This window comes from Bordetella tumulicola (genome assembly GCF_054779135.1).
Genome location: NZ_BAAGYU010000010.1, coordinates 769125 through 789364, shown reverse-complemented (window position 1 = coordinate 789364; position 20240 = coordinate 769125). Strand labels below are relative to the sequence as shown.

22 protein-coding genes are annotated in these 20240 nt (G+C 61.4%); 10 read left to right on the top strand and 12 right to left on the bottom strand.

Annotated elements, in window-relative coordinates; translation table 11 throughout:
* Positions 1-20 precede the first annotated feature (20 nt).
* The 3 genes from ACYVDM_RS21010 (at position 21) to ACYVDM_RS21000 (ending at position 2957) form a co-directional block, all read left to right on the top strand.
* On the top strand, positions 21-428 hold the full coding sequence (locus ACYVDM_RS21010; protein ID WP_415788492.1) for a carboxymuconolactone decarboxylase family protein: 408 nt from the start codon (positions 21-23) through the stop codon (positions 426-428).
* A gap of 141 nt (positions 429-569) precedes the next feature.
* The gene (locus tag ACYVDM_RS21005; protein WP_415788490.1) at positions 570-1526 is read left to right on the top strand and encodes a Bug family tripartite tricarboxylate transporter substrate binding protein; all 957 of its coding nucleotides are present in this window, start codon (positions 570-572) and stop codon (positions 1524-1526) included.
* A 48-nt stretch (positions 1527-1574) separates the two neighbouring features.
* Entirely contained in the window at positions 1575-2957 is a 1383-nt protein-coding gene (locus ACYVDM_RS21000; protein WP_415788488.1) for an MmgE/PrpD family protein, read from the top strand.
* Between the two features lie 49 nt (positions 2958-3006).
* On the opposite strand, the gene ACYVDM_RS20995 is transcribed toward ACYVDM_RS21000, so the two are convergent.
* The 9 genes from ACYVDM_RS20995 to ACYVDM_RS20955 all read right to left on the bottom strand — a co-directional run bounded on the left by ACYVDM_RS20995 (position 3007) and on the right by ACYVDM_RS20955 (position 11475).
* A complete protein-coding gene (locus ACYVDM_RS20995; protein ID WP_415788486.1) occupies positions 3007-3774 on the bottom strand; it encodes a GntR family transcriptional regulator in 768 nt (255 codons plus the stop codon).
* A gap of 21 nt (positions 3775-3795) precedes the next feature.
* Positions 3796-5148, bottom strand: coding sequence for a class-II fumarase/aspartase family protein (locus tag ACYVDM_RS20990; RefSeq protein ID WP_415788484.1), 1353 nt, complete (start codon positions 5146-5148; stop codon positions 3796-3798).
* A gap of 66 nt (positions 5149-5214) precedes the next feature.
* Positions 5215-6177 (bottom strand): Bug family tripartite tricarboxylate transporter substrate binding protein, encoded by a 963-nt coding sequence (locus ACYVDM_RS20985; protein ID WP_415788482.1) that lies wholly within the window; start codon positions 6175-6177, stop codon positions 5215-5217.
* 30 nt (positions 6178-6207) lie between these two features.
* A complete protein-coding gene (locus ACYVDM_RS20980) occupies positions 6208-6876 on the bottom strand; it encodes a 3-oxoacid CoA-transferase subunit B (protein ID WP_415788480.1) in 669 nt (222 codons plus the stop codon).
* On the bottom strand, positions 6873-7544 hold the full coding sequence (locus ACYVDM_RS20975) for a 3-oxoacid CoA-transferase subunit A (protein ID WP_415788478.1): 672 nt from the start codon (positions 7542-7544) through the stop codon (positions 6873-6875). The genes ACYVDM_RS20980 and ACYVDM_RS20975 overlap by 4 nt, the downstream gene beginning before the upstream one ends.
* 37 nt (positions 7545-7581) lie before the next feature.
* Complete coding sequence (locus ACYVDM_RS20970; protein ID WP_415788476.1) at positions 7582-8751, bottom strand: acetyl-CoA acetyltransferase; 1170 nt, start codon at positions 8749-8751, stop codon at positions 7582-7584.
* Entirely contained in the window at positions 8748-9167 is a 420-nt protein-coding gene (locus ACYVDM_RS20965) for a Zn-ribbon domain-containing OB-fold protein (RefSeq protein WP_415788474.1), read from the bottom strand. Before ACYVDM_RS20965 ends, ACYVDM_RS20970 begins: the two co-directional genes overlap by 4 nt.
* Positions 9168-9190: 23 nt before the next feature.
* Positions 9191-10093 carry an SDR family oxidoreductase gene (locus ACYVDM_RS20960; RefSeq protein WP_415788472.1) on the bottom strand — a complete coding sequence of 301 codons (903 nt, stop codon included), beginning with the start codon at positions 10091-10093 and terminating at the stop codon, positions 9191-9193.
* Between the two features lie 362 nt (positions 10094-10455).
* The gene (locus tag ACYVDM_RS20955; protein ID WP_415788470.1) at positions 10456-11475 is read right to left on the bottom strand and encodes a LacI family DNA-binding transcriptional regulator; all 1020 of its coding nucleotides are present in this window, start codon (positions 11473-11475) and stop codon (positions 10456-10458) included.
* 161 nt (positions 11476-11636) lie between these two features.
* On the opposite strand from ACYVDM_RS20955, the gene ACYVDM_RS20950 reads away from it, so the two are divergent.
* Positions 11637-12512: an isocitrate lyase/PEP mutase family protein gene (locus ACYVDM_RS20950; RefSeq protein WP_415788468.1), complete on the top strand. Its 876-nt coding sequence runs from the start codon at positions 11637-11639 to the stop codon at positions 12510-12512.
* A 93-nt stretch (positions 12513-12605) separates the two neighbouring features.
* Positions 12606-13577 (top strand): Bug family tripartite tricarboxylate transporter substrate binding protein, encoded by a 972-nt coding sequence (locus ACYVDM_RS20945; protein ID WP_415788465.1) that lies wholly within the window; start codon positions 12606-12608, stop codon positions 13575-13577.
* Positions 13578-13748: 171 nt separating this feature from the next.
* On the opposite strand, the gene ACYVDM_RS20940 is transcribed toward ACYVDM_RS20945, so the two are convergent.
* From ACYVDM_RS20940 to ACYVDM_RS20930, 3 genes are all read right to left on the bottom strand, one after another.
* On the bottom strand, positions 13749-14099 hold the full coding sequence (locus ACYVDM_RS20940) for a VOC family protein (protein ID WP_415788463.1): 351 nt from the start codon (positions 14097-14099) through the stop codon (positions 13749-13751).
* 146 nt (positions 14100-14245) lie between these two features.
* Positions 14246-14455, bottom strand: coding sequence for a hypothetical protein (locus ACYVDM_RS20935; protein WP_460475452.1), 210 nt, complete (start codon positions 14453-14455; stop codon positions 14246-14248).
* A 107-nt stretch (positions 14456-14562) separates the two neighbouring features.
* Positions 14563-14892 (bottom strand): cupin domain-containing protein, encoded by a 330-nt coding sequence (locus ACYVDM_RS20930; RefSeq protein ID WP_415788459.1) that lies wholly within the window; start codon positions 14890-14892, stop codon positions 14563-14565.
* 103 nt (positions 14893-14995) lie between these two features.
* Here ACYVDM_RS20930 and ACYVDM_RS20925 point away from each other — a divergent pair, with 103 nt between their 5' ends.
* From ACYVDM_RS20925 to ACYVDM_RS20905, 5 genes are all read left to right on the top strand, one after another.
* Complete coding sequence (locus ACYVDM_RS20925) at positions 14996-15400, top strand: group III truncated hemoglobin (RefSeq protein WP_415788457.1); 405 nt, start codon at positions 14996-14998, stop codon at positions 15398-15400.
* Positions 15393-16613: an NnrS family protein gene (locus ACYVDM_RS20920; RefSeq protein ID WP_415788455.1), complete on the top strand. Its 1221-nt coding sequence runs from the start codon at positions 15393-15395 to the stop codon at positions 16611-16613. Before ACYVDM_RS20925 ends, ACYVDM_RS20920 begins: the two co-directional genes overlap by 8 nt.
* 80 nt (positions 16614-16693) lie before the next feature.
* On the top strand, positions 16694-17614 hold the full coding sequence (locus ACYVDM_RS20915; RefSeq protein ID WP_415788453.1) for a LysR family transcriptional regulator: 921 nt from the start codon (positions 16694-16696) through the stop codon (positions 17612-17614).
* Between the two features lie 180 nt (positions 17615-17794).
* Entirely contained in the window at positions 17795-18781 is a 987-nt protein-coding gene (locus tag ACYVDM_RS20910; RefSeq protein ID WP_415788451.1) for a Bug family tripartite tricarboxylate transporter substrate binding protein, read from the top strand.
* A gap of 43 nt (positions 18782-18824) precedes the next feature.
* Positions 18825-20189 (top strand): acyclic terpene utilization AtuA family protein, encoded by a 1365-nt coding sequence (locus ACYVDM_RS20905; RefSeq protein ID WP_415788449.1) that lies wholly within the window; start codon positions 18825-18827, stop codon positions 20187-20189.
* The last annotated feature ends 51 nt before the right edge of the window (positions 20190-20240 follow it).

The following is a 20240-nucleotide window of genomic DNA, read 5'->3' as shown; positions in this document are numbered from 1 at the left end:
ACCTGACCTGGAGATTCCACATGGCAGACCAGCTTTATGAAGACGGCATGAAAATCCGCCGCAAGATATTGGGTGACGCTCACGTCGATCGTGCTAACGCGCGCATCACCAACGTAAGCCGTGAATTCCAGGACTTTATCACCCGCTATGGCTGGGGTGAAATCTGGACACGGCCGGGTTTCGATCACCGCACCCGCCGCATCCTGGTTTTGGGCACCATGATGGGATTGGGTCGATGGGAAGAATTTCGTATGCACCTGCGCGCCGCTTTGCAGGGAGGGATGTCGCTGGCCGACATCAAGGAAATATTCCTTCAACAAGCCATCTACTGCGGCCTGCCGATCACCAACACGGCCTTCCACCATCTTGAGGAAATCATGACGGAACTCCAGGCCGAAGGAGTCTCGATCCAGGGTCAGGAGGACTAGAGCAGGACAAGACGTCGCGTCATCAAGGCGGTACCGCGTGCTGTCCAGCGACGACGATAGGGCTTTCCCCCTTGTGCTGGCGGCACAAACCCATAACGACAGCAAGTGCCCAAGTGCACCTGCACAAGGAGGAGACAAGCCATGTACATCAGATCACTCATTGGACTGACGCTGGCCTGCGCACTGGCCGCTACGCCGGCGGCGCAGGCCCAGGACGCCCCCATCCATATCATTGTCCCCTTGGCTGGCGGCGGCGGCACGGATGTGCTGGCCCGCGTCATCGCCGCAAAAATGCGCGACAGCCTGGGCCAGAATGTGATCGTGGAAAATCGCGCAGGCGCGGCGGGCAACATCGGGGCCGACGCTGTATACCGGGCGGCGCCCGACGGACACACCCTGCTGTTCACCCAGCCGGGTCCCCTGGTCGTGAACCAGTGGCTCTATGCCAAGTTGGGTTTCAAGCCCGAGCGCTTCGAGCCGATCGCCATGGCCTCGTCGCAAGACATCATGCTGGCGATCGGACCACAGGTCCCGGCCAAGACGCTGCCCGAACTGATTGCCTACGCAAAAGCCAACCCCGGCAAACTCAACTACGGTTCCAGCGGCGTGGGCAGCGCGCCGCATCTGGCCGCCGAGCTGTTCCAGTCCATGGCCGGTATAAAAATGGAGCACGTTCCCTACAAGGGCAGTTCGGAATCGATGAATGCCACGCTGGGCGGCCAGGTGGATCTGACGTTCTTCGCCTTCAGTTCGGCCTTGCCTCATGCGCGTGCCGGAAAGCTGCGTGCGTTGGCGGTAGGCGGTGCCAAGCGCAACCCGCAGCTGCCAGAGGTGCCCGCCATCGCCGAAGTGCTGCCTGGCTACAATGCAGCGTCATGGACGGGTTTGGTGGCCCCGCCCGGAACGCCTGAATCAGTGACCAAGCGGTTGGCACAAGCGATGCAGCATGCGCTGAAAGAGCCCTATGTGCAGCGTCGCTTGATCGATGCGGGCGATGAACCGGTATTCATGACGCGCGATGAAATGGACGACTACCTGGCGCAAGAGCGCAAACGCTGGCACAAAGTGATCCAGGCGGTCGGCATCAAGGCGGAATAGCGCCTATCTGCCGCCCGTCTTGATCCATCATATTGAAGGACTGGAGACATGCCGTCTTTGATCGAAGACGTGGCCCGCCATGTGGCAGGCATACGCTATGCTGAGATGCCCACCGAAGACGTCGCGAGCATCCGCCGCCTTGTGCTAGATACCCTGGGCTGCGCCGTCGGCGCGGCACATTGCGGGCCTGCACGTGAACTATCGGGGTGGCTGCGGCAGCCGGCCGGACCGCAAGACATGGCCACGCTGATCGGCGACGGCCGTGTCTGCAGCCTCGACAGCGCGATCTTGTTCAATGGTGCCCTGGTCCGATATCTTGATTTCATGGATGTGTACTGGTCTCGGGACATCTGCCACCCAAGCGAGAACATTCCCGTAGCCCTAGCCGCCGCCGAGGCCGCGCATTGCGACGGCCGCCAACTGATAGAAGCGATCGCCGCTGCCTACGAGGTGCAGATACGGCTGGCCAACGCGTTTTCGCTGCAGGACATGCACATGCACCACGTCAGCGCGGCGGGATTTGTCGCGCCCCTGGTGCTGGGCAAACTCTGGAAATTGCCGGTCGAGCAGTTGGCGCATGCCTGTGCGCTGGGTGGCTTCCGTCACCTGACATTGGCCGCGCTGGTCGAAGGCCAGCTGAGCATGGCTAAGGCAGTGGGTTATGCATTGCCCGCCTCGGAATGCGTACTGACGACCCGGCTGGCCGCACAGGGTTTTACAGGGCCGCTCGAGGCCCTGGAAGGTTTGTGGCGCAGCGGCCGCGCGCAACACGCACCCAGTTTGCGCGACGCGCTCGACTTATCTGCGGGCACAGCCCAGGCAAGCAAGGTAAGTCTGAAGCAGTTTCCCGTGCAATTCGGGCTGCAGGCTCCCATTGAAGCCGTACTGAAATTGCGCCACGAGCTAGGCGATGCCGCGAAGGAAATAACCGCGTTGCAGGTCGACGTGCCCGAGAAGATCTGCCGCAGCACGGCGGACCCTGCGAAGTTCAGGCCCGAAAACCGGGAAACAGCCGATCACAGCCTGCCCTGCTGCGTGGCGATGGCCTGGCTCGATTCACGCCTGGATGCCCATCAGTTCGAAACAGGCCGTTGGCGCGACCCCGACGTGCTCGATCTGATGCAGCAGGTGCGCGTTGCGCCTGCCCCTGACCTGGAAGAACGCTGGCCGCAGGGCCGCCCAGCCCGCGTCACCTTGCACTTGCGCAATGGCTCGGTCCATACGCATACGGCGCTGGTCGGCATTCCGTTGGGCGATGCCCGCCGGCCCATGAGCGATGCCGATGTCGAGCGTAAATTCCTGGCCCTGGCCGAGCCGATATTGGGTCCGACACGCGCCGACCAGGTGATAAAGATGGTGGCCGCTCTGGATGAGTTGCCCGATGTCGGTGCGCTGTGTCGGATATTGGCGCCACCCGGCATGGACCGCTGATCGGCCTTGCGGACAGGCCGGTGCCCAACGACGCACCGGGCCCATCGTCTCAGGGATTGGGGCTGGCCTGGCGCTGCAAGACCGTGGTGTAGCTGAATCGGTCTGCAGGCTGCACGCTGATCGCCACCTCGAACAAGGCCCCGGACTGGTCGTAGTATTCGCGCACGAACTCCAGGGCATGGGCTCCGGTCTGGGCACCGAGCTTGTCGGCCAGCTCTGCCGGCACGCCGACCGCCCGTACCGTCTGCCGGACCTCCTTGACCACGGTGCCCGTCGTCTCGCAGATCAGATCACATATCAGGCTCTGGCTGCGGCGCAACAGGTTCCGGATACGGGCACCGTCGGCGGCCCGGACATACACATGCGACCAGGCCAGCGGATAGGCCGGCGCAACGGGACTCATGCGCGACGTCTGGATTTCGGTCCAGCGGGTGCCGGGCGGACATCCCAGGCGGGCACTCATGTCCAGGTCGATGACCAGATTGCGCACGCTGTGGATCACGCGCTGCGCGTCGGCGCCGTACTGCACCAGCTCTTCGAGCGTGGAAATGGTGGGGCCGTACTCGGGGCTACGTGGCACGGCGGCCTCGACGCGGGTGCCGGCTCGCTTGCGGCGTGAAATCAGGCCCAGCGTCTGTATCTGGTCGAGCGCCGCACGCACCGTACCCCGGCTGACACCGTACTTTTCGGCGAGCTCAAGCTCGCCGGGCAGACTGGTGCCGACGGGGTAGACTCCAGACGAAATGTCATTGAGCAACAGTTTCGTCAACGCAACGTAGCGCGGTTCCATCGGGCCATCCTTCTCGGACCAGTTCATTGGCAAGCCGCGATTTTATCGTCATACCGTGGGCAAGCCAAAGCTGCGCATGCGGTCGACCATCTGCGGAGCCGCACCCAAGTAGTTGGCAGGATCGCATAGGCGGTCGATAGCGGCACGATCGAGATGCTCTGTGATGCGCGGCTCGCGAGCCAGCACGTCGGCCAGGGGTCGCCGTTCGGCCATGGCCAAACGGCAGGCATCGTAGACCACGTCGTGGGAAACCTGGCGTCCCAGGTGCGGCGCCAGGCCCATCATCACCGCCTCGGACACAATCAGGCCGCCAGTCAGATCCAGATTGCTGCGCATACGCTGCGTGTCGACCTCCAGGCCGCCAAGCATGAATTTCGCCTGGCGCAGCGCACCCGCGGTCAGCACGAATGATTCGGGGATCGCCGACCACTCGATATGCCAGGGGCCGGTTGCACGCTCGAAATCCTGCACCATGGCGTCCAGCGCCAGGCCGGCGTGCTGTCGCACGGTCTTCGAAGCACTGAGCATGAGCTCGCAGGAAATGGGATTGCGCTTTTGCGGCATGGTGCTGGATGCGCCGCGGCTCTTGACGAAAGGCTCAAAGGCCTCGGCGATCTCGTTGGTCATCATCAGCATGATGTCCAGCGCGATCTTGCCCAGCGCGCCGGTGACCAGGCCCAGGAACTGCACGGTCTCGACCAGGCCGTCGCGCGCGACGTGCCAGGTGACGGGCGATGAGTGCAAGCCCAGATCGCGCATCAGTGCCTCGTGCACCGCAAGACCCTGATCGCCAAGCGAAGCCAGCGTGCCGGCCGCGCCGCCAAACTGGCCAATCAGCGCGCGCGGGCGCAACTGGGTCAGCCGCTCGCGATGGCGGCGCACCATCAGCAACCACACCGCAACCTTGTACCCGAAGGTGACGGGCAACGCGTGCTGCAAATGGGTGCGGCCGGCCATCGGCGTGTCGCGATAGCGCAGTGCCAGCGCATCGAGAATGTCATCCAGCTCGGCCAGGTCGGCCTCGACCAGAGCCAGCGCATCGCGCACCTGCAACACCGTTGCGGTGTCCATGATGTCTTGCGTGGTGGCTCCCCAGTGCAGATATTCGCCTTCGGGCCCACACATCCGCGCGAGCTGACGCACCAGCGGCAGGATGGGATAACCCACGATCTCGGTCTCGGCCTTGAGTACGTCCAGGTCCAGGCGTGCAGCGTCGGCGCGAGCGGCGATGGCGTCTGCCGCAGACTGCGGAATGATGCCAAGGCCGCCCTGCACGCGCGCCAACGCCACCTCGGTCTCGACATAGCGGCGCAAGGTGGCCGCGTCGTCGAACACGGCGCGCATGGCGGCAGTGCCGAACATGTCTTTGAAAATGGAGGATTCAATCACAGAAATAGGCATGGTATGCGTGCGGTCCAGATGCGGAAAAAGGCCGGCGCTGTCCCGCGGACTGCGCCGGCTCGAGGGTTACTGAAGCTTGATGCCGGCGTCCGTGATGACTTTGGCCCAGAACGTCGTTTGCTGCTTGATGTAGTCCATGAAACCCGAGGGTGTGGACGCCGTAGGGATATAGCCGAGATCCTCCACGGTCTTGACGAACTTGGGATCCGCCAGCGACTCGGATACGGCCTTGTTCAGCACGGCGATGATGTCGTCGGGCGTACCGGCCGGAGCCAGCAGGCCATACCAGCCCTGTACCTCGTAGCCGTCCAGGCCGGCTTCTTGCACGGTGGGCGTATCGGGCGTCAGCGCCAAGCGCTGCGGGCTGGTGACGGCCACCAGGTGCAACCTGCCCGCCTTTGCCAAGTGCAGCGAATCCGGGCCGGCAAACACCGCATCGACCTCGCCGCCCATTGCCGCCGTTACCGAGGGGCCGCCCCCCTTGTACGGCACGTGCAACAACTTCACGCCGGCCGTCGTGGCGAACAGCTCGGTCGCCAGATGACTGGTATTGCCATTGCCCGCCGAGGCCACCGATAGACTTCCCGGGTGCTCTTTGGCATATTGGATGAATTCGAGCACGGTCTTGGGCGCGAACTTGGGATTGGTGTAAAGCGCCAGCGGCAGCTTGGCCACCATCGATATGGGGGTGAAGTCCTTCACCGAGTCGTATGGCAGGTTGGCGTACAGGCTCGGGTTGATCGCGTGGGCGGCCAGCACCATCACCATGGTGTAGCCATCGGGCTTGGCGCGCGCCACGTACTGCGTGGCAATGGCTCCACCGGCTCCTGGTTTGTACGACACCACCACCGGTACGCCCAGCCGCTCCTGCATGACGGCAGCCAGCGGCCGAGCCACGGCGTCGGCGGTACCGCCGGGCGGATACGGAATGATCATCTCCACGGCGTGCTCGGGAAATGCCGCGGCGCAGGACGCTGCGGAAAATGCCAGCGCGACGGCGCCGAGCAGGTACTTGAATGGCTGCTTCATGGTTGTTGTCTCCCTTGTGCGAGGTTTTTTTCAAATAAAGAACAGTTGATCGGAAAAACTCAGCGGCGCGTCGGTGGCGGCCCGTAGCATTTCGCGCGTCAGGCCCTCGGCCATAGCTCGCACCACGAAACCCCGTTCATGATCGACGTCGATAACGGCCATGTCTGTGTAGACCACGTCGACCGAGCCCTTTCCTGTCAGGGGGAACGTGCAGGCACGCAGCAACTTGGGCCGGCCGTCGCGGGTGGTGTGCTCCATCACGACGATGACCTTGCGCGCGCCGGCCACCAAATCCATGGCACCGCCGATGCCAGGCACGGCCTCGGTATCATCGGTAGCCCAACTGGCGATGTCACCTTCGCACGACACCTGGAATGCGCCGAGGATGGTGGCATCCAAGTGGCCGCCGCGCATCATGGCAAACGACAAGGACTGATCGCTGATCGAAGCGCCCGGAATCAATTGCAGGCGCCCCTTACTGGCGTTGATGAGATCCTCGTCGCCCGCGTCGCCTGGCGTGACATCCTCAATACCCAAGATGCCGTTCTCGCTATGCAGGATGATCTCTTTGGCGGGATCGAGATACTTGGCCACCAGCGTGGGCATGCCCAATCCGATGTTCACGTAGCTGCCCGCAGCGATGTCCGCGGCCACCAGTTGCGCGACACGGTCGCGGCTCAGTTTCTTTGTGTTGTTCATAGTCCGCTGTCCTTGCGCACGACTCGGCCGACGAAAATGCCGGGAGTCACGATGGTATCGGGGGCAATGAGGCCCAGGGGCAGGATGTCGTCGACCTGGACTATCGCGGTGGTCGCCGCCATGCACATCACCGGCCCGAAACCGCGCCCGGCCAGGCGATAGGTAAGGTTCCCCCAACGGTCGGCGTGATAGGCCTTGACGAGCGCAAAGTCCGCACGCAGCGGCTCTTCCTGTACATAGCCCTTGCCTTGGTAGATGCACTGCGGCTTGCCCTCGGCGATGGGCGTGCCATAGCCGGTGGGGGTGTAGAACGGCCCAAGCCCGGCGCCGCCGGCACGCATGCGCTCGAGCAGCGTGCCCTGAGGCACCAGTTCCAGTTCGATTTTTTTCTGCCGGTACAGTGCCGTGAACACGTCGGCGCCCGACGATTTCGGATAAGTGCAGATCATTTTGCGCACGCGTCCCGCGGCCAGCAAGGCGGCCAGGCCGGTCGTGCCGGTGCCCGCGTTATTGCTGATCACGGTCAGGTCGGTGGCGCCGTGCTCGATCAATGCGTGCAGCAACTCGCGCGGCAGACCCGAATCGCCGAAGCCCGTTACCATCACCGAAGCGCCATCGCCGATGCCTGATACGGCATCGAGCAGGGAAGGAGAAATCTTGTTGATCATGTCTATCGTTTACCTATGATGAGCCGCGGATGAGTTTTCATAACGTCGCCGCACTACCCAGGATGGCCGTGGACTGGCTGGACAGCGTGGCGCCATTGCCGTGCACCAGGGCCACGTCGACCGATTGCTGGCGCTCGCCGGCTTCGCCGCGCAGTTGGCGCACAGCCTCGATCACCAGGAATACCCCATACATGCCCGGATGGCCGAACGACAATCCGCCCCCATTGGTGTTGACCGGCAGCGTGCCGCCGGGCGCAATCGCGCCACCGCTGACAAAGCGGCCGCCCTCGCCCTTGGGGCAAAACCCAAGGTCCTCCAGGAACAGGATGGTGTTGATCGTGAAGGCGTCGTATAGGCAAAGCAGATTCACGTCCTGCGGCGACAAGCCCGCCATGCGCAGTGCACGCGGCCCCGACTCGGTGGCCGCGGTGACGGTGAGATCTTCCATGCTGGAGATCTGCCGATGCCAGACTGCGGTCGCATTGCCCAGCACATAGGCGGGCGGATGCGGCAGATCCCGGGCGCGATCGCTACGGACCAGCACAAAGGCGCCCGCGCCGTCGGTAAGCAGGCAACAATCGCGCACGGTCAGGGGATCACATACCATGCGCGCATCCAGCACGTCCTGGATGGACAAGGGATCGCGTGAGTACGCTTCGGGATTGAGCCGAGCCCATGCACGCGCCGCCACCGCCACCTCGGCCAGTTGCTCGCGCGTGGTGCCGTACTGCGCCATATGGCGTCCGGCCGCCAGCGCATACGCGCTGATCGGCTGCAGCGGCTCATAGGGCGTCTCGTAAGGCTGCGGATCCAATACCTGGCGCATTTTCCCTACCTCCGCACGATTGACTGCACCGGTGCGCTGAGTGCTGCCATAGCAGACCAATACGGCGTTGCACTCGCCCGCCATCAACGCCTGGACAGCAGGCAGAAGATGGGCCACGAAGCTCGAGCCGCCCAGCATGGTGCTGTCGATGAAGCTGGGCCTGATGCCCAGGTATTCGGCCACAGGCATGGCCCACATCGTCGCCGACGCGCTGCACGTGCACAGTCCGTCTATGTCGGACATGCGCAAACCGGCATCGGCCACGGCACGCGCCGCGGCCTGGGCCAAGATCTCCATTTCCGTATAGCCGTGCGCCGAGCCCAGTCCGGCCTGGCCGACACCGACTACGGCGGCGGCGCCGCGCAATGCGTTCCCGCTCATTGGGCGCCCTCCAGCAACTCGAACACCACCAGACTCTGTTCGCCCGCGCGACGCACTTCCCCGTGCACGCGGTGGCCTATGCGAGGCACGGCCGGATCGACGCCTTCGATCCGGCTCATCATGCGTACGCCCTCGTCCAGATCGACCAGGCAAAGATTAAGGTCCCCGCCGGCCTGCGCCGGGCGACGCATCACCGTCGTGGCATAGATCGTGCCCAGACCGCACGGCGCGACCCATTCGAACTCTTGTCCGGCGCAGGTCGGGCAAGCGATGCGCGGATAAAACACGGCCTGGCCGCAGCCGCAGCAGCGCGGAATACGCCACTGGCCTTCCTGCAAATAGCGGAAGTACGTCTGTTGCGGGCCGATCGGGCCCGGCTCCCCGGCGGTGCCGGCCATTTTTGCTTGCACTGACATAGGCGTTGTCTCGCGAATAGATTTCAGATGGGATCCCAGCTCACCACGTCGGGCGAGCGCTCCAGGGCATGAAAGCTGGCCTGCAAGGCCGGCATGGCCACCTGGGCAATGCTGCATGGCGTCCAGCCATCACTCATGTGCACCGAGCGCACCGGACGAGGCTGGCTGAACAGGAATATCTCGTTGGCGCGCACACCGAAGATCTGGCCCGTGACTGCGGCAGCCGCATCGCTGGCCAGGTACACGGCCATGGGTGCAATCTTGCCGGCGTCCAGCTTCTTCAGCTTCTCGATACGCGCCTCGGCCTCGGGCGTATCGCCCGGAATAGAGTCGGTCATGCGGCTCCAAGCAAACGGAGCAATGCAGTTCGAGCGCACGTTGTACTTCTGCATGTCCAGCGCGATGGACTTCGAGAGCGCCACGATGCCAAGCTTGGCCGCCGAATAGTTCGCCTGGCCAAAGTTACCGACCAGGCCCGACGTGGACGTCATGTGCACGTAGGCACCACCGTTTTGACGCCGAAAATGTGGTGCTGCCGCGCGACTGACGAAAAATGTGCCGTTCAGGTGCACGTCGATCACCGAGCGCCATTCTTCCTCAACCATGTTGTGAAAGTAACGGTCACGCAGATTGCCGGCGTTGTTGATGACCGCATCGATGCGGCCATAATGATCGAGCGCGCAGGCCACGATGCGTTGGGCGCTGCTCCAGTCCGACACGCTGTCGGCGCATGCCACCGCCGTACCGCCCGCCGCACGCAACTCGGCCGCCAGGCTTTGCGCGACGCCGCTGTCGCCGCCTTGTCCCGACAACGAAACCCCCACATCGTTGACCACGATGCGGGCACCGGCACGGGCCAATGCTTGCGCAATGCCCCGGCCGATGCCGCCGGCCGCTCCGGTAAGAACCACTACTTTGTCTTCCATGCCACCTATCCGATAGAAAGGCCAAGAACGATCCACCTCTATGCGGATGCCCCTGTTCCCATGTCCAATGCATTCATTTTATTTGTATGGACCTAATAATAAGTATGAACATATTATTTTGTCAATTCAAATGCTGTGGCGGATATGAGCGCAGCGCATGCGGGCCAAGGGAGTCCAGGCATGGCCGATGCCGGGGCGCACGGCCGACCGGCATGTCCCCAAAAAAGTTTTCCTTGTCGTCATACAATCATATCGATATCATCTGAGCTTGCAGAGGCGGCAGCACCCTGCCCGAGCAGGCAGCCGCGCTCCAGGTAAAGGCAATCGGAAAACAAGGAATGCAGCGTTACGCCGCCAAGAGATCAGGTACTGCCGCGCTGGATGACGTCGAAGCCCAGGTCAACTGCGCGCGATCCGGCGTACCTATCCATGCTGCGAGCGATGATTGCCTCGGCGCTGCGCACGCCGATCTCGTAGCGCGGAAAACGCACCGTCGTCAGTGGAGGAATCGTATGCTGCATCAGGTCGTTGTCATCGGAAGCTGCCACCGCGATGCGATCAGGCACAGCCAGGCCGCGGCGCTGGCATTCGAAGACCGCACCCGCGGCAAGCACGTCGCCAGCGAAGAACACAGCGTCCACGGATGGATCCGTATCGACGATTTGTCCCAGGGCCTGCGCGCCGCTTTTCAGGCCAGGCTCGACCTCGAGGATGAGCGACGGCGCCACCGACAAGCCCAGTTTGCGCAAGCGCGTGATGAAGCCCCGCCGCCTTTCACGCAGCCGGTCGTTATTGCGCACCGGCAGGCTGGCAAAACCCATGTTGCGATAACCCCGCCCGGCCAGATGTCCGGCCATCGCGGCGCCCGCTGCATAGTTGGAATAACTGACCGCGATGTCGATGGGGTTGGACACCAGGTTGCCGGTCTCGACGCACGTGATGGAATGGTTGTTCTTCAAGATCTGCACGGCACGGGGGGTGTGCCGCGTATTGTGCAAGATGAGGCCGCAGACGCGCTGCGCCACGTAGGCGGCGATCAGTTTTTCTTCTTGCTCGAGCGAATAGCCGCAATCGGAAATCATCAACTGGAAATCGTGACGTCCGAGCACGTCGGAGATCCCCTGGATCATCTCGGCATACAAGGCGTTGCGCAGGCTGGGAACAATCAGCGCAACCAGCGTGGTGCGGTTCGAGGACAAACTGCCCGCCACCCGGTTGGGCACATATCCACTTTGCTCGATGGCGAGGCGGACCCGCTCTTGTGTTTCGGGCGACACCATGCCGGGAGCGCGCATCGCCCGAGACACCGTCATTGGCGACACGCCCGCGAGACGCGCCACGTCTTTCATCGACACATCCGGATTGATTGCTTTCCTGCCCACTTCGTATCCCAGTGCGAATTGCGCGGCGAAAGGCCCAGCCGCCGATTCTACGACAAACTACGACACTTCCCGCCGCCGCGTCCGACTTGCAGCCCGATTTTTCCGCGCGAAATGATATCGATACCATTCGCGCTCGCCCTTTATCCACATAGGAGAATGCATTGAACCGTTCCGCCAGATTCCGCGCCCTGCTAAAGAAGCCGCCCTTTGTCTGCATGGGCGCACATGACGCCGTCACGGCCATGCTTGCCGAACAGGCGGGCGCACCGGCCATTTATATCAGCGGATTTGCCGCCTCGGCCATCCTGGCCGGCCAGCCCGACGTGGGCGTGCTGACACAGACCGAGATGTTCGAGCACATCCGACGCATCTGCCGCGTAACCACGGTGCCCGTATTCGCCGACGCCGATACCGGCTACGGCGGCCTGCTGGACGTGCAACGCACGATCCGGCTGTGGGAAGAAGCCGGCGCTTCGGTGCTGCACCTGGAAGATCAGGCCGTGCCCAAGAAATGCGGCCACTTCGCCGGCAAACAACTGGTATCCAAGGAAGAAATGCAGCAGAAACTGCGCGCCATGCTGGATGCGCGCACCGATCCGGATTTCTTCGTGGTGGCCCGCACCGATGCCATTGCCGTGACCGGATTGGCCGACGCGCTGGACCGCCTGGAAGCCTATGCCGCCGCTGGCGCCGACGGGTTGTACGCCGATGCGCCGGAAAGCGTCGACCAGATGCACGAGATCGTGCGCCGCCTCAAACCGTTGGGCAAGCCGATTCTCTTCAACATGGCCCGTTCGGGCAAGAGCCCCTACCTGTCGCTTGCGCAAGTCCACGACATCGGCTTTGACTACGCGCTTTGCCCCATCGAGCCGATGTTTGCCATGCACAAGGCAGTAAAGGAAATGATGGAGACGTTCATGCGCGAAGGCTGCGCAACCAATGCCGTCGCCGACCGCTTGACGAGCTTCGACGATTTCAACAGTTTCGTCGGGCTGGACCGGGCCATCGCCCGCGAATCGAAGTACGCAGCAAAGTAAGCAGCACTTTCTTCCAACCGCAGTACCACACGCGGCGCGCGACCCGGCGAACATCGATACGCCGGTGCAGCGCGCCCATCAGGAGACAAAATCATGAAACAGTGGTTGCCCATTGCAATTCTCGCCCCTGCCCTAGCGCTGGGTCCCGTCGTCGCCTATGCGCAGGACAGCGATTTCCCCAACAGGCCCGTGACCCTGATCGTGCCCTATTCCCCCGGCGGCGGCAGCGACAACATCGCCCGCGCCACGGCGCAGTTCCTATCGAACCACTGGAAACAATCCGTGGTCGTGGAAAACAAGCCCGGCGCCGACGGGCTAATCGCCACGCGCATGGTCATGCGGGAAAAACCCGATGGCTATACGCTGCTGATATCGATCCCGGCGATCGCAGCGTTGAAGTACATCAACAAAGAACTAAAAGACGATCCACTGGTCAAGCTGCGCCCGGTCAGCATGCTGGCAACCGGCCCCACCGGCATCGTGGCCAAGGGCGACACCGACATCAAGACCATCACGGACCTGAAGAAAACATGCAGCCAACCGAACGCCCAATGCAGCTGGGCCAGCGGCGAACCCTTCACGTTGCTGGCGGGCTCGGGGCTGGTGGATAAGATGGGGCTCAATGGCAAGATGACCAACATCCGCTACGCCGGCACGTCAGCGGCCATCAATGACATCATCGGCGGGCGCGTCACCATGGTGGTGACGGGCACCTCTTCGGTATTGCCTCACCACAAGGCCGGCACCATGAAGATCCTGGCGGTCAGCAGCGCCCAGCGCCTGCCGCAAATTCCCGATGTGCCTACCTACGCCGAAGAAGGATTGGGCGACGTCGAATTCACCAACAACTGGTATGGGATCTTCGCACCCGCCGACACGCCCGATGCGGTGGTCAAGCGCATTGCCGATGCGATGAAACTTGCGGCCCAGGATCCTGGCGTACTGAAGGTGCTGCAGCCGCTGTTGATCACGCCCGTGGGCAATACCCCAGAAGAGTTCACCAGCATCGTGGCGCGGGACCAAAAGACCGTGGACAAGTTGTCGGATAGATTGCAGGCCCAGTAGCGTCGGAAACCGGCAGGTGGTCCGCCCTACCCCAGCCGCAGGCCCGTGGCCTTGATGATCTTGCCCCACTTGTCCATCTCGGCCTGGATAAACAGGCCGAAGGCCTGCGGCATGCAGGCTGCCACTGCGCTTCTGCGGCAGCCTGCATGACCTGAGCGATCGCCACCTCGATTAAATGTGAACAAGTATATTAATCAGTCTTTCAAATGGATCGCGGACGTAAAAACGCCTAACTCCCCAGGGCTCGCTTGCCGGCCCGTACTCGATCGAAAAGCCGGCATCCTTCATCTGTTGGTATGCCCCGTCAAGATCATCCACCTCGATTGACAAGTCCGGCACTGGCGTACCAGAGCCTCCTTCGGAGGCAAAACTGATTTGAACCGTCATCTGGCTTTGTGACCCGTAGGTCCGAATCCATCCGTGGTCCATCAATAAGTCCATGCCAAGGATGTCTTGGTAAAAAACCCGGGCGCGCTCCGGGTCTTTCGTAGCGAAGTTGGCGACTACACGCTTAACCTTCATTCGTTTACCTCATCCGTGATCTAAGCCATTTCTAGTGCGGCATCGTCCGTGATGTCAAGGTATCGCACGGCGCTAGGTAAGTGTGGTGGGCGATATGGCCTATGTGTTCTCGGTGAGCGCTTATCGATGATATTCAAGGTCCTGTATCATTTTCGACGCTCGCAGCGTTCTCTTCCCTTGTCAGTGAGCACCGCGATTTCCACACCAATTTTCTCTGGGTCGCTCGTTACCCCCTGTCGCACCGACATGATCAATCCCAGTCGTCGTAACACGCCAAATACGACTGGATTTTTGTGCCACGGAATTTGCCGCAACCGTACTTGCTCCAACACGGCAAGCACTTGACTCTCCGTCAAGTCCATTCTCTCCTCCATTCATTCCTTTCATCGCCCTCGCCCGGGATACATCAACCAAGAATACGCCTTTAACGAGACACATCGCGGTGTTTAGCGTGATGTATCAATCACGCGTTCCGCAGTAAGGTTACCAGTAACGTCGCATTCGACTGCGCATGGACGGCATGCTGCTTTCCGGCTGGTAGGGCGATCAACTGACCCGTCGTAATTTCACATGTTCGCGACGGCAGTACCACCCTAACCTTCCCGGTTAGGCATTGAATCGTTATTTCGCCTGCGACATGGTGTTCGGGCAGTTGCTCCCCGGCCCCAAGCACCAGTTGCATGACTTGCAAATGATTTGTCTTGAGCAGACTGCGACTGAACGTCCCACATTGATCTTCATCTGTGGCGTAAAGATCGATCACATCGAGCAATTGTGCATGTTTCAGAGCCACGACACTTCTCCGTTTAGATAAAGGATCACACGGTGATGCTTGCAAAATTCCTGCACAAGTATAAGATGTATTATAAATACACCTTATATTATCGGAGCAATTCTTGCGCTCGCCTAACTTATGCACCGAGCAGGAAATCACGGACCTGGTGCACAATTTTTATACCACCGTCCGCCGGGACGCTATGCTGGGCCCGATCTTCAATGCCCACGTTCAGGACTGGGACCATCATCTTGCCAAGCTCGTGGATTTTTGGTCCTCGATCCTGCGCGGCACGCAACGCTTCAAGGGTACTCCTATGCCCAAGCACGTGGCGCTGCCCAATTTGAATGCCGAGTTGTTCAAACGATGGCTAACTCTGTTTTGCGAAGCAACGGCGGCGCAGCCCAACGAGGCGATGGGACAGACAGCCTACGAAATGGCGCAGCGCATCGCTCAAAGCCTGTGGTACGGATACCAGCTTAGCCGCTGCCCTGCCGTGCCCCCTAGGGAACTGGGCCATGGCTGAAATGCTGCAAGTCTCTGAACCAGTGCGGCCCCGGCAGCCACCCCAATGGCGGGCCTTCCTTGAACTTGGTTTTCGACCTTTGTATCTGGCCGGCTGCTTTTGGGCCGCCTTCTCGGTCGCCCTGTGGGTCTACGCCCCCAACATGCTGACGGGAATCATGCCCGGCGTGCTTTGGCACGCGCACGAAATGCTCTGGGCGTTCATTGCCACTATCGCCGTGGGTTTTTTGCTGACCGCTGCCGCCACCTGGACCGGCATCAATCCACTTAGCGGACCGCTCCTTGGTGCGCTTGGCAGTCTATGGATAGTGGCGCGCGTCGGCTATCTGCTACCTGGCATGCCAGCATTCACGATCGCAGCCTGCAGTGAGCTAGCGCTCTTCGTCTGGGCGGCGGCAGCGTTGGGCAACGCGATCTACCGCACGCGCAGCCGCCGCAACTACGGCGTGCCACTGCTCGTGCTGGCGCTTGGCGTGACCGACGCACTCTATCTCTTCGCGCTGCTGGACGGCGATTACCTACTGCTGCTACAGCGCTTTAACACAGGGCTACTCTGCATGGCGGTGATTGCATTGCTGGTCGCCCGGCGCGTCATTCCGTTTTTCGCCATGCGCGCGATTCCGGGTCTGACCATTCCCATGCATACGCGCAGCGGCCAATGGCAGATTGGCGCGGGTGTCATCGCTGTCATTTGCAGCCTGCTGCAGTTTCACGTCGCATTAGCCATTGCGCTGGCCGTGGCCGGAGTGCTCGCCCTGGTGCAGGTGCGGGCCTGGAAGCCCTGGGCAGTACGGCGCGCGCCGCTGCTTTGGATTTTGTACACGGGCTACGGCGCGCTTGGCGCGGGATTACTGGTGGCGGCGGCACGGTCCGCAGACTGGGTCGGGCATGAGGCCTGGCCGGCGCACGTCATCGGCGTCGCGGGGTTTTCGGTCCTCATCATCGGCATGGTGACGCGCACCGCACTTGGCCACCTGGAGCGCCCCCTGCAGACCGACAACGCGATGGTAGCCAGTTATGCGCTGGTGATTGCGGCGGCCGCCCTGCGTCTGATCGCGCTTCTGCCGACGGCACTCTCGCTTGCCGCACTGCACGCCGCGGCCACAGCGTGGATATTGGCTTTTGTTCTCTGTCTTTGGCGCTTCTTTCCGATGATGATCCGACCACGCGCCGATAAATCGCCCACATCCCCGATTTCCTCTATATTGCGTTGAGGGCGGACTACGCATGCGCTTGACCACCATGAAAGTCCCCTATTGAGTCAGCCATCTGAAACGACGAACGTGCGATGCACATGAACCTGCGCCAACTCGAAGTATTCCGAGCCATCATGATCAGTGGGTCGGTCAGTGGCGCGGCGCAATTACTGCATGTCTCGCAACCCGCAGTCAGTCGCCTGATTGCATATACCGAGCAGAGACTCGAATTGGTGCTCTTCGAACGCATCAAGGGCAGGCTGTACGCCACCAAAGAAGCGCGACAGCTCTTTGGCGAATCCGAGAGTATTTATCAAAATCTGCAGCGATTCAACGAGCTGGCACATGGTCTGTCGCGCCAGGCTGGTGGTGCGCTGCGAATCGTCTGCAGCCCCAGTCTGGCCCACGGCCTGCTGCCGCTCGCCATCGCGGCTTTCGCTCGCGTCTACCCCGACGTCCGTATTACGTTGGCCGGCCTGCAGCTCAGCGATCTCGTCGACCGGGTAACCACTCAGCGTGCCGATCTGGCCGTTGCCATGGTGCCCTTGCAGCACCCGCACCTTCAGGTGCACAACGTCTTTCGCAACCGGGTGGTGGCAGTATTGCCGCCCGGGCATCGGCTATTGCGCAAGGCGCGCATTGCGGTGAGCGACCTACGTGGCGAGCGCCTCATCGGCTATCACCCGGATACGCCGCTTCAGCAAGCGATTCAGCAGATGTTCGACGCCAAAAAAATCCTACCCACGCGGGTGGCCGAAGTCGAGCAGATTCATGTGGCATGCGCCATGGTGCAGTTGGGCGTTGGCATTGCGCTGATCGATGAGCTTGCCGTACTCAACGGTGCGTGGTCGACCCTCGAAATTCGCCCCATCGTCGCGCCCATCGATCTGCAAGTTCGCTTGGGATACCTACGTTCCGAACCCCTCTCGGGCCTGGCGCAGACATTTGGCGGCATGTTGGAAAACCTGGAACACCCGGCGCTACATCGCGTCGTCGCACGGCCTGCAGGAAAACCCTAAGCAGCCCGCAGATAACGGCACAGCGCGGCACATAACGCCGTGTTATAGCATTTTGACATTTAGTAATACGACACGCGCGGCCACGCTTTCTAAGATCAGTTTCAGGGGAAGTCGGCACATGCATCCCACGATGGATCGGCCCGACTCATAAAACTGTTTGTTCGGCCGGGAAAATTAGCCATGAAATGCGCTGCCTTGCTTCGCCGTGTAATTGCCGTTCTCGCTGTCTGCTCAGTCGCCTTACCTGGGGGCGTCAGTGCCCAAGCAACCTTCCCTGATAAACCCGTACGGGTCATCGTCCCCTATCCGGCAGGCGCGTCGCTCGACGCGGTGATTCGGCCCATTGCCGATGCCTATATGAAAATGACCGGCCAGCCCATGATCATCGAAAACGTCGGCGGTGCGGGTGGCCAGATCGGGGTTTCGCAAATCCTGCAAGCCAAGCCCGACGGATACACCGTAATCATGGCCACCAACGCCCAGGTGTCGATCGCGCCCTTTGTCTACACCAATCTGCGCTACGACCCCGTGCAGGATCTCGTCCCGATCGTCCATTTGATCGACAGCACGGCGGTGTTATACGCCAGCGCCAAGTCGCCATACAAAACCTTTGCCGACGTGCTGGCCGATCCCCAGGCCAAGGCCGGCACGGTCACCTTTGCCTCTGCGGGCAAAGGGACGGTCACGCACCTGGCGCTTGAATTGCTCAGCCGCGAGTCCAAGATCAAGTTCAACCATATCCCCTACCGCGGCGCCGCACCAGCGTTGCAAGACTTGGCAGGCGGTCAGGTGTCGTTGCTGTTTACGTTCGTGGGTTCGGCTCAATCGTTGACGGCTTCAGGCATGGTGCAGCCACTGGCGGTGGCATCCAAGCGGCGGCTACCGGGCTTGCCCAACGTCCCCACATTTGCCGAGCTCGGGTATCCGGCCATGCAGGCATTTACCTGGATGGGTCTGATGGCCCCAAAAGGCACGCCCGAATCTTCGGTGCTGGCTTTCAACAAGCAGATCCAGGACATCCTCGCGCAACCCGAGATCAAGGCCCGCATGGACGCCTTGAGCACCGAAATCCGCGGCGGCGCTCCTACCGCGTTCAAGGCCATGATCGCGGCCGACACCGAGCGGTGGAAAAAACTGTCGACCACCGTCAATATCATCGCCGACTGATCGCCGTCCTTCACCGATCGTCTCACGCACTAGGGAAATCAGCATGAAACAAGTCATGGGTGTCGCGCCGTCAGGCTCGATGGGTAGCGGCTACAACATTGCGTCCTTTAAACGGGCCATGTCACTGTCGCCAGACTTCATCGGCCAGGATGCAGGCTCAACAGACATGGGGCCGTACTACTACGGCGCTGACAAGCCATTCCTACCCGAGTCGGCTTATCGCCGAGATCTAGAAATCATGTTGAGCGCGGCGCGCAGCGCCCGGATCCCACTTTTGATCGGTTCAGCCACCACCAATGGCTCGCGCCAGACGCTGGATCAGATGATCCGCCTGGTGCACGAAACGGCACAATCACAGAAACAATCCTTCAAACTTGCTGTGATCAATGCCGAGATCGATAAGTCATACCTAAAGACGAAGATCGCGCAAAATGGACCTCTCGAAAGCATTGGGCCGGAGGCGGTCTTGACGGCTGACACGGTCGATGCGGCCGGCCCCGTCGTGGCGCAAATGGGCATGGAGCCATTCATGGCCGCCCTGGACGCAGGTGCCGACGTCATCATCGCCGGCCGGGCCTGCGATGACGCGGTCTTTGCCGCCATGCCCGTCTTGCGCGGCTTTGACCGCGGCTTGTCGCTGCATTGCGGCAAGATTCTCGAGTGCGCGGGCTTGTCGGCCATTCCCTACGACCTCGGCGAGCCCATGGTTGGCCGAGTGCGCAAAGACCATTTCGAAGTCGAACCCGGCAATGCCGACTATCGATGCACTACGGTTTCGGTGGCCAGCCATTCACTTTACGAACGTTCGGATCCGTTCCTGCAGGCAGGTCCGGGCGGCATCAACAACCTCACCGGCGCGCAGTTCGAACAGATCGACCCACGCACCGTGCGCGTGACCGGCAGCACCTTCGTTGCCGACGATCAGTACCGAGTCAAACTCGAAGGCGCCGAGCATGTCGGTTACCGCAGCATTGTCATCGTCGGCATTCGCGATTCGGTCATGATCGAACAATTGGATTACGTTATCGAACACGTGCGTGAACGTGCCGAAGAGCGCTTCGGCATCAGCCGCGACGGCATTCATTTGATGTTTCGTGCCTATGGTCGCGATGGCGTGATGGGCGCCATGGAACCTGATCGCCACATCGTTCCCAAAGAAATCGGTCTGGTGATCGAAGCTGTGGCTGCCACCCAAGACCTGGCTACGGCCATTGTGATGTTCTCGCGTGGTGTGATGCAACATGCCGATTACCCCGGCATTCTGACGACAGCCGGCAATATGGCTTACCCCTTCTCGCCGTTCGGCATTCCCGTGGGCCCGGCATACCGATTTTCGGTCTACCACCTGATGCCCGTGGCCACGCCCCTCGAGTGCTTCCCGATTCACTACGAAGCCGTCAAGTACTAGGCACGTCATGCCAAACAAGCAACCGTTTTGTCTTCAACACCCGAGATCACT

Coding starts and splice junctions, on each gene's coding strand:
- ACYVDM_RS20975 (WP_415788478.1), bottom strand. CDS start 7,544: ATGATCAACAAGATTTCTCCTTCCCTGCTCGATGCCGTATCAGGCATC.
- ACYVDM_RS20970 (WP_415788476.1), bottom strand. CDS start 8,751: ATGAGCGGGAACGCATTGCGCGGCGCCGCCGCCGTAGTCGGTGTCGGC.
- ACYVDM_RS20940 (WP_415788463.1), bottom strand. CDS start 14,099: ATGAAGGTTAAGCGTGTAGTCGCCAACTTCGCTACGAAAGACCCGGAG.
- ACYVDM_RS20915 (WP_415788453.1), top strand. CDS start 16,694: ATGAACCTGCGCCAACTCGAAGTATTCCGAGCCATCATGATCAGTGGG.
- ACYVDM_RS20945 (WP_415788465.1), top strand. CDS start 12,606: ATGAAACAGTGGTTGCCCATTGCAATTCTCGCCCCTGCCCTAGCGCTG.
- ACYVDM_RS20995 (WP_415788486.1), bottom strand. CDS start 3,774: ATGAACTGGTCCGAGAAGGATGGCCCGATGGAACCGCGCTACGTTGCG.
- ACYVDM_RS20985 (WP_415788482.1), bottom strand. CDS start 6,177: ATGAAGCAGCCATTCAAGTACCTGCTCGGCGCCGTCGCGCTGGCATTT.
- ACYVDM_RS20990 (WP_415788484.1), bottom strand. CDS start 5,148: ATGCCTATTTCTGTGATTGAATCCTCCATTTTCAAAGACATGTTCGGC.
- ACYVDM_RS20905 (WP_415788449.1), top strand. CDS start 18,825: ATGAAACAAGTCATGGGTGTCGCGCCGTCAGGCTCGATGGGTAGCGGC.
- ACYVDM_RS20910 (WP_415788451.1), top strand. CDS start 17,795: ATGAAATGCGCTGCCTTGCTTCGCCGTGTAATTGCCGTTCTCGCTGTC.
- ACYVDM_RS21010 (WP_415788492.1), top strand. CDS start 21: ATGGCAGACCAGCTTTATGAAGACGGCATGAAAATCCGCCGCAAGATA.
- ACYVDM_RS20920 (WP_415788455.1), top strand. CDS start 15,393: ATGGCTGAAATGCTGCAAGTCTCTGAACCAGTGCGGCCCCGGCAGCCA.
- ACYVDM_RS20965 (WP_415788474.1), bottom strand. CDS start 9,167: ATGTCAGTGCAAGCAAAAATGGCCGGCACCGCCGGGGAGCCGGGCCCG.
- ACYVDM_RS21005 (WP_415788490.1), top strand. CDS start 570: ATGTACATCAGATCACTCATTGGACTGACGCTGGCCTGCGCACTGGCC.
- ACYVDM_RS20980 (WP_415788480.1), bottom strand. CDS start 6,876: ATGAACAACACAAAGAAACTGAGCCGCGACCGTGTCGCGCAACTGGTG.
- ACYVDM_RS20960 (WP_415788472.1), bottom strand. CDS start 10,093: ATGGAAGACAAAGTAGTGGTTCTTACCGGAGCGGCCGGCGGCATCGGC.
- ACYVDM_RS21000 (WP_415788488.1), top strand. CDS start 1,575: ATGCCGTCTTTGATCGAAGACGTGGCCCGCCATGTGGCAGGCATACGC.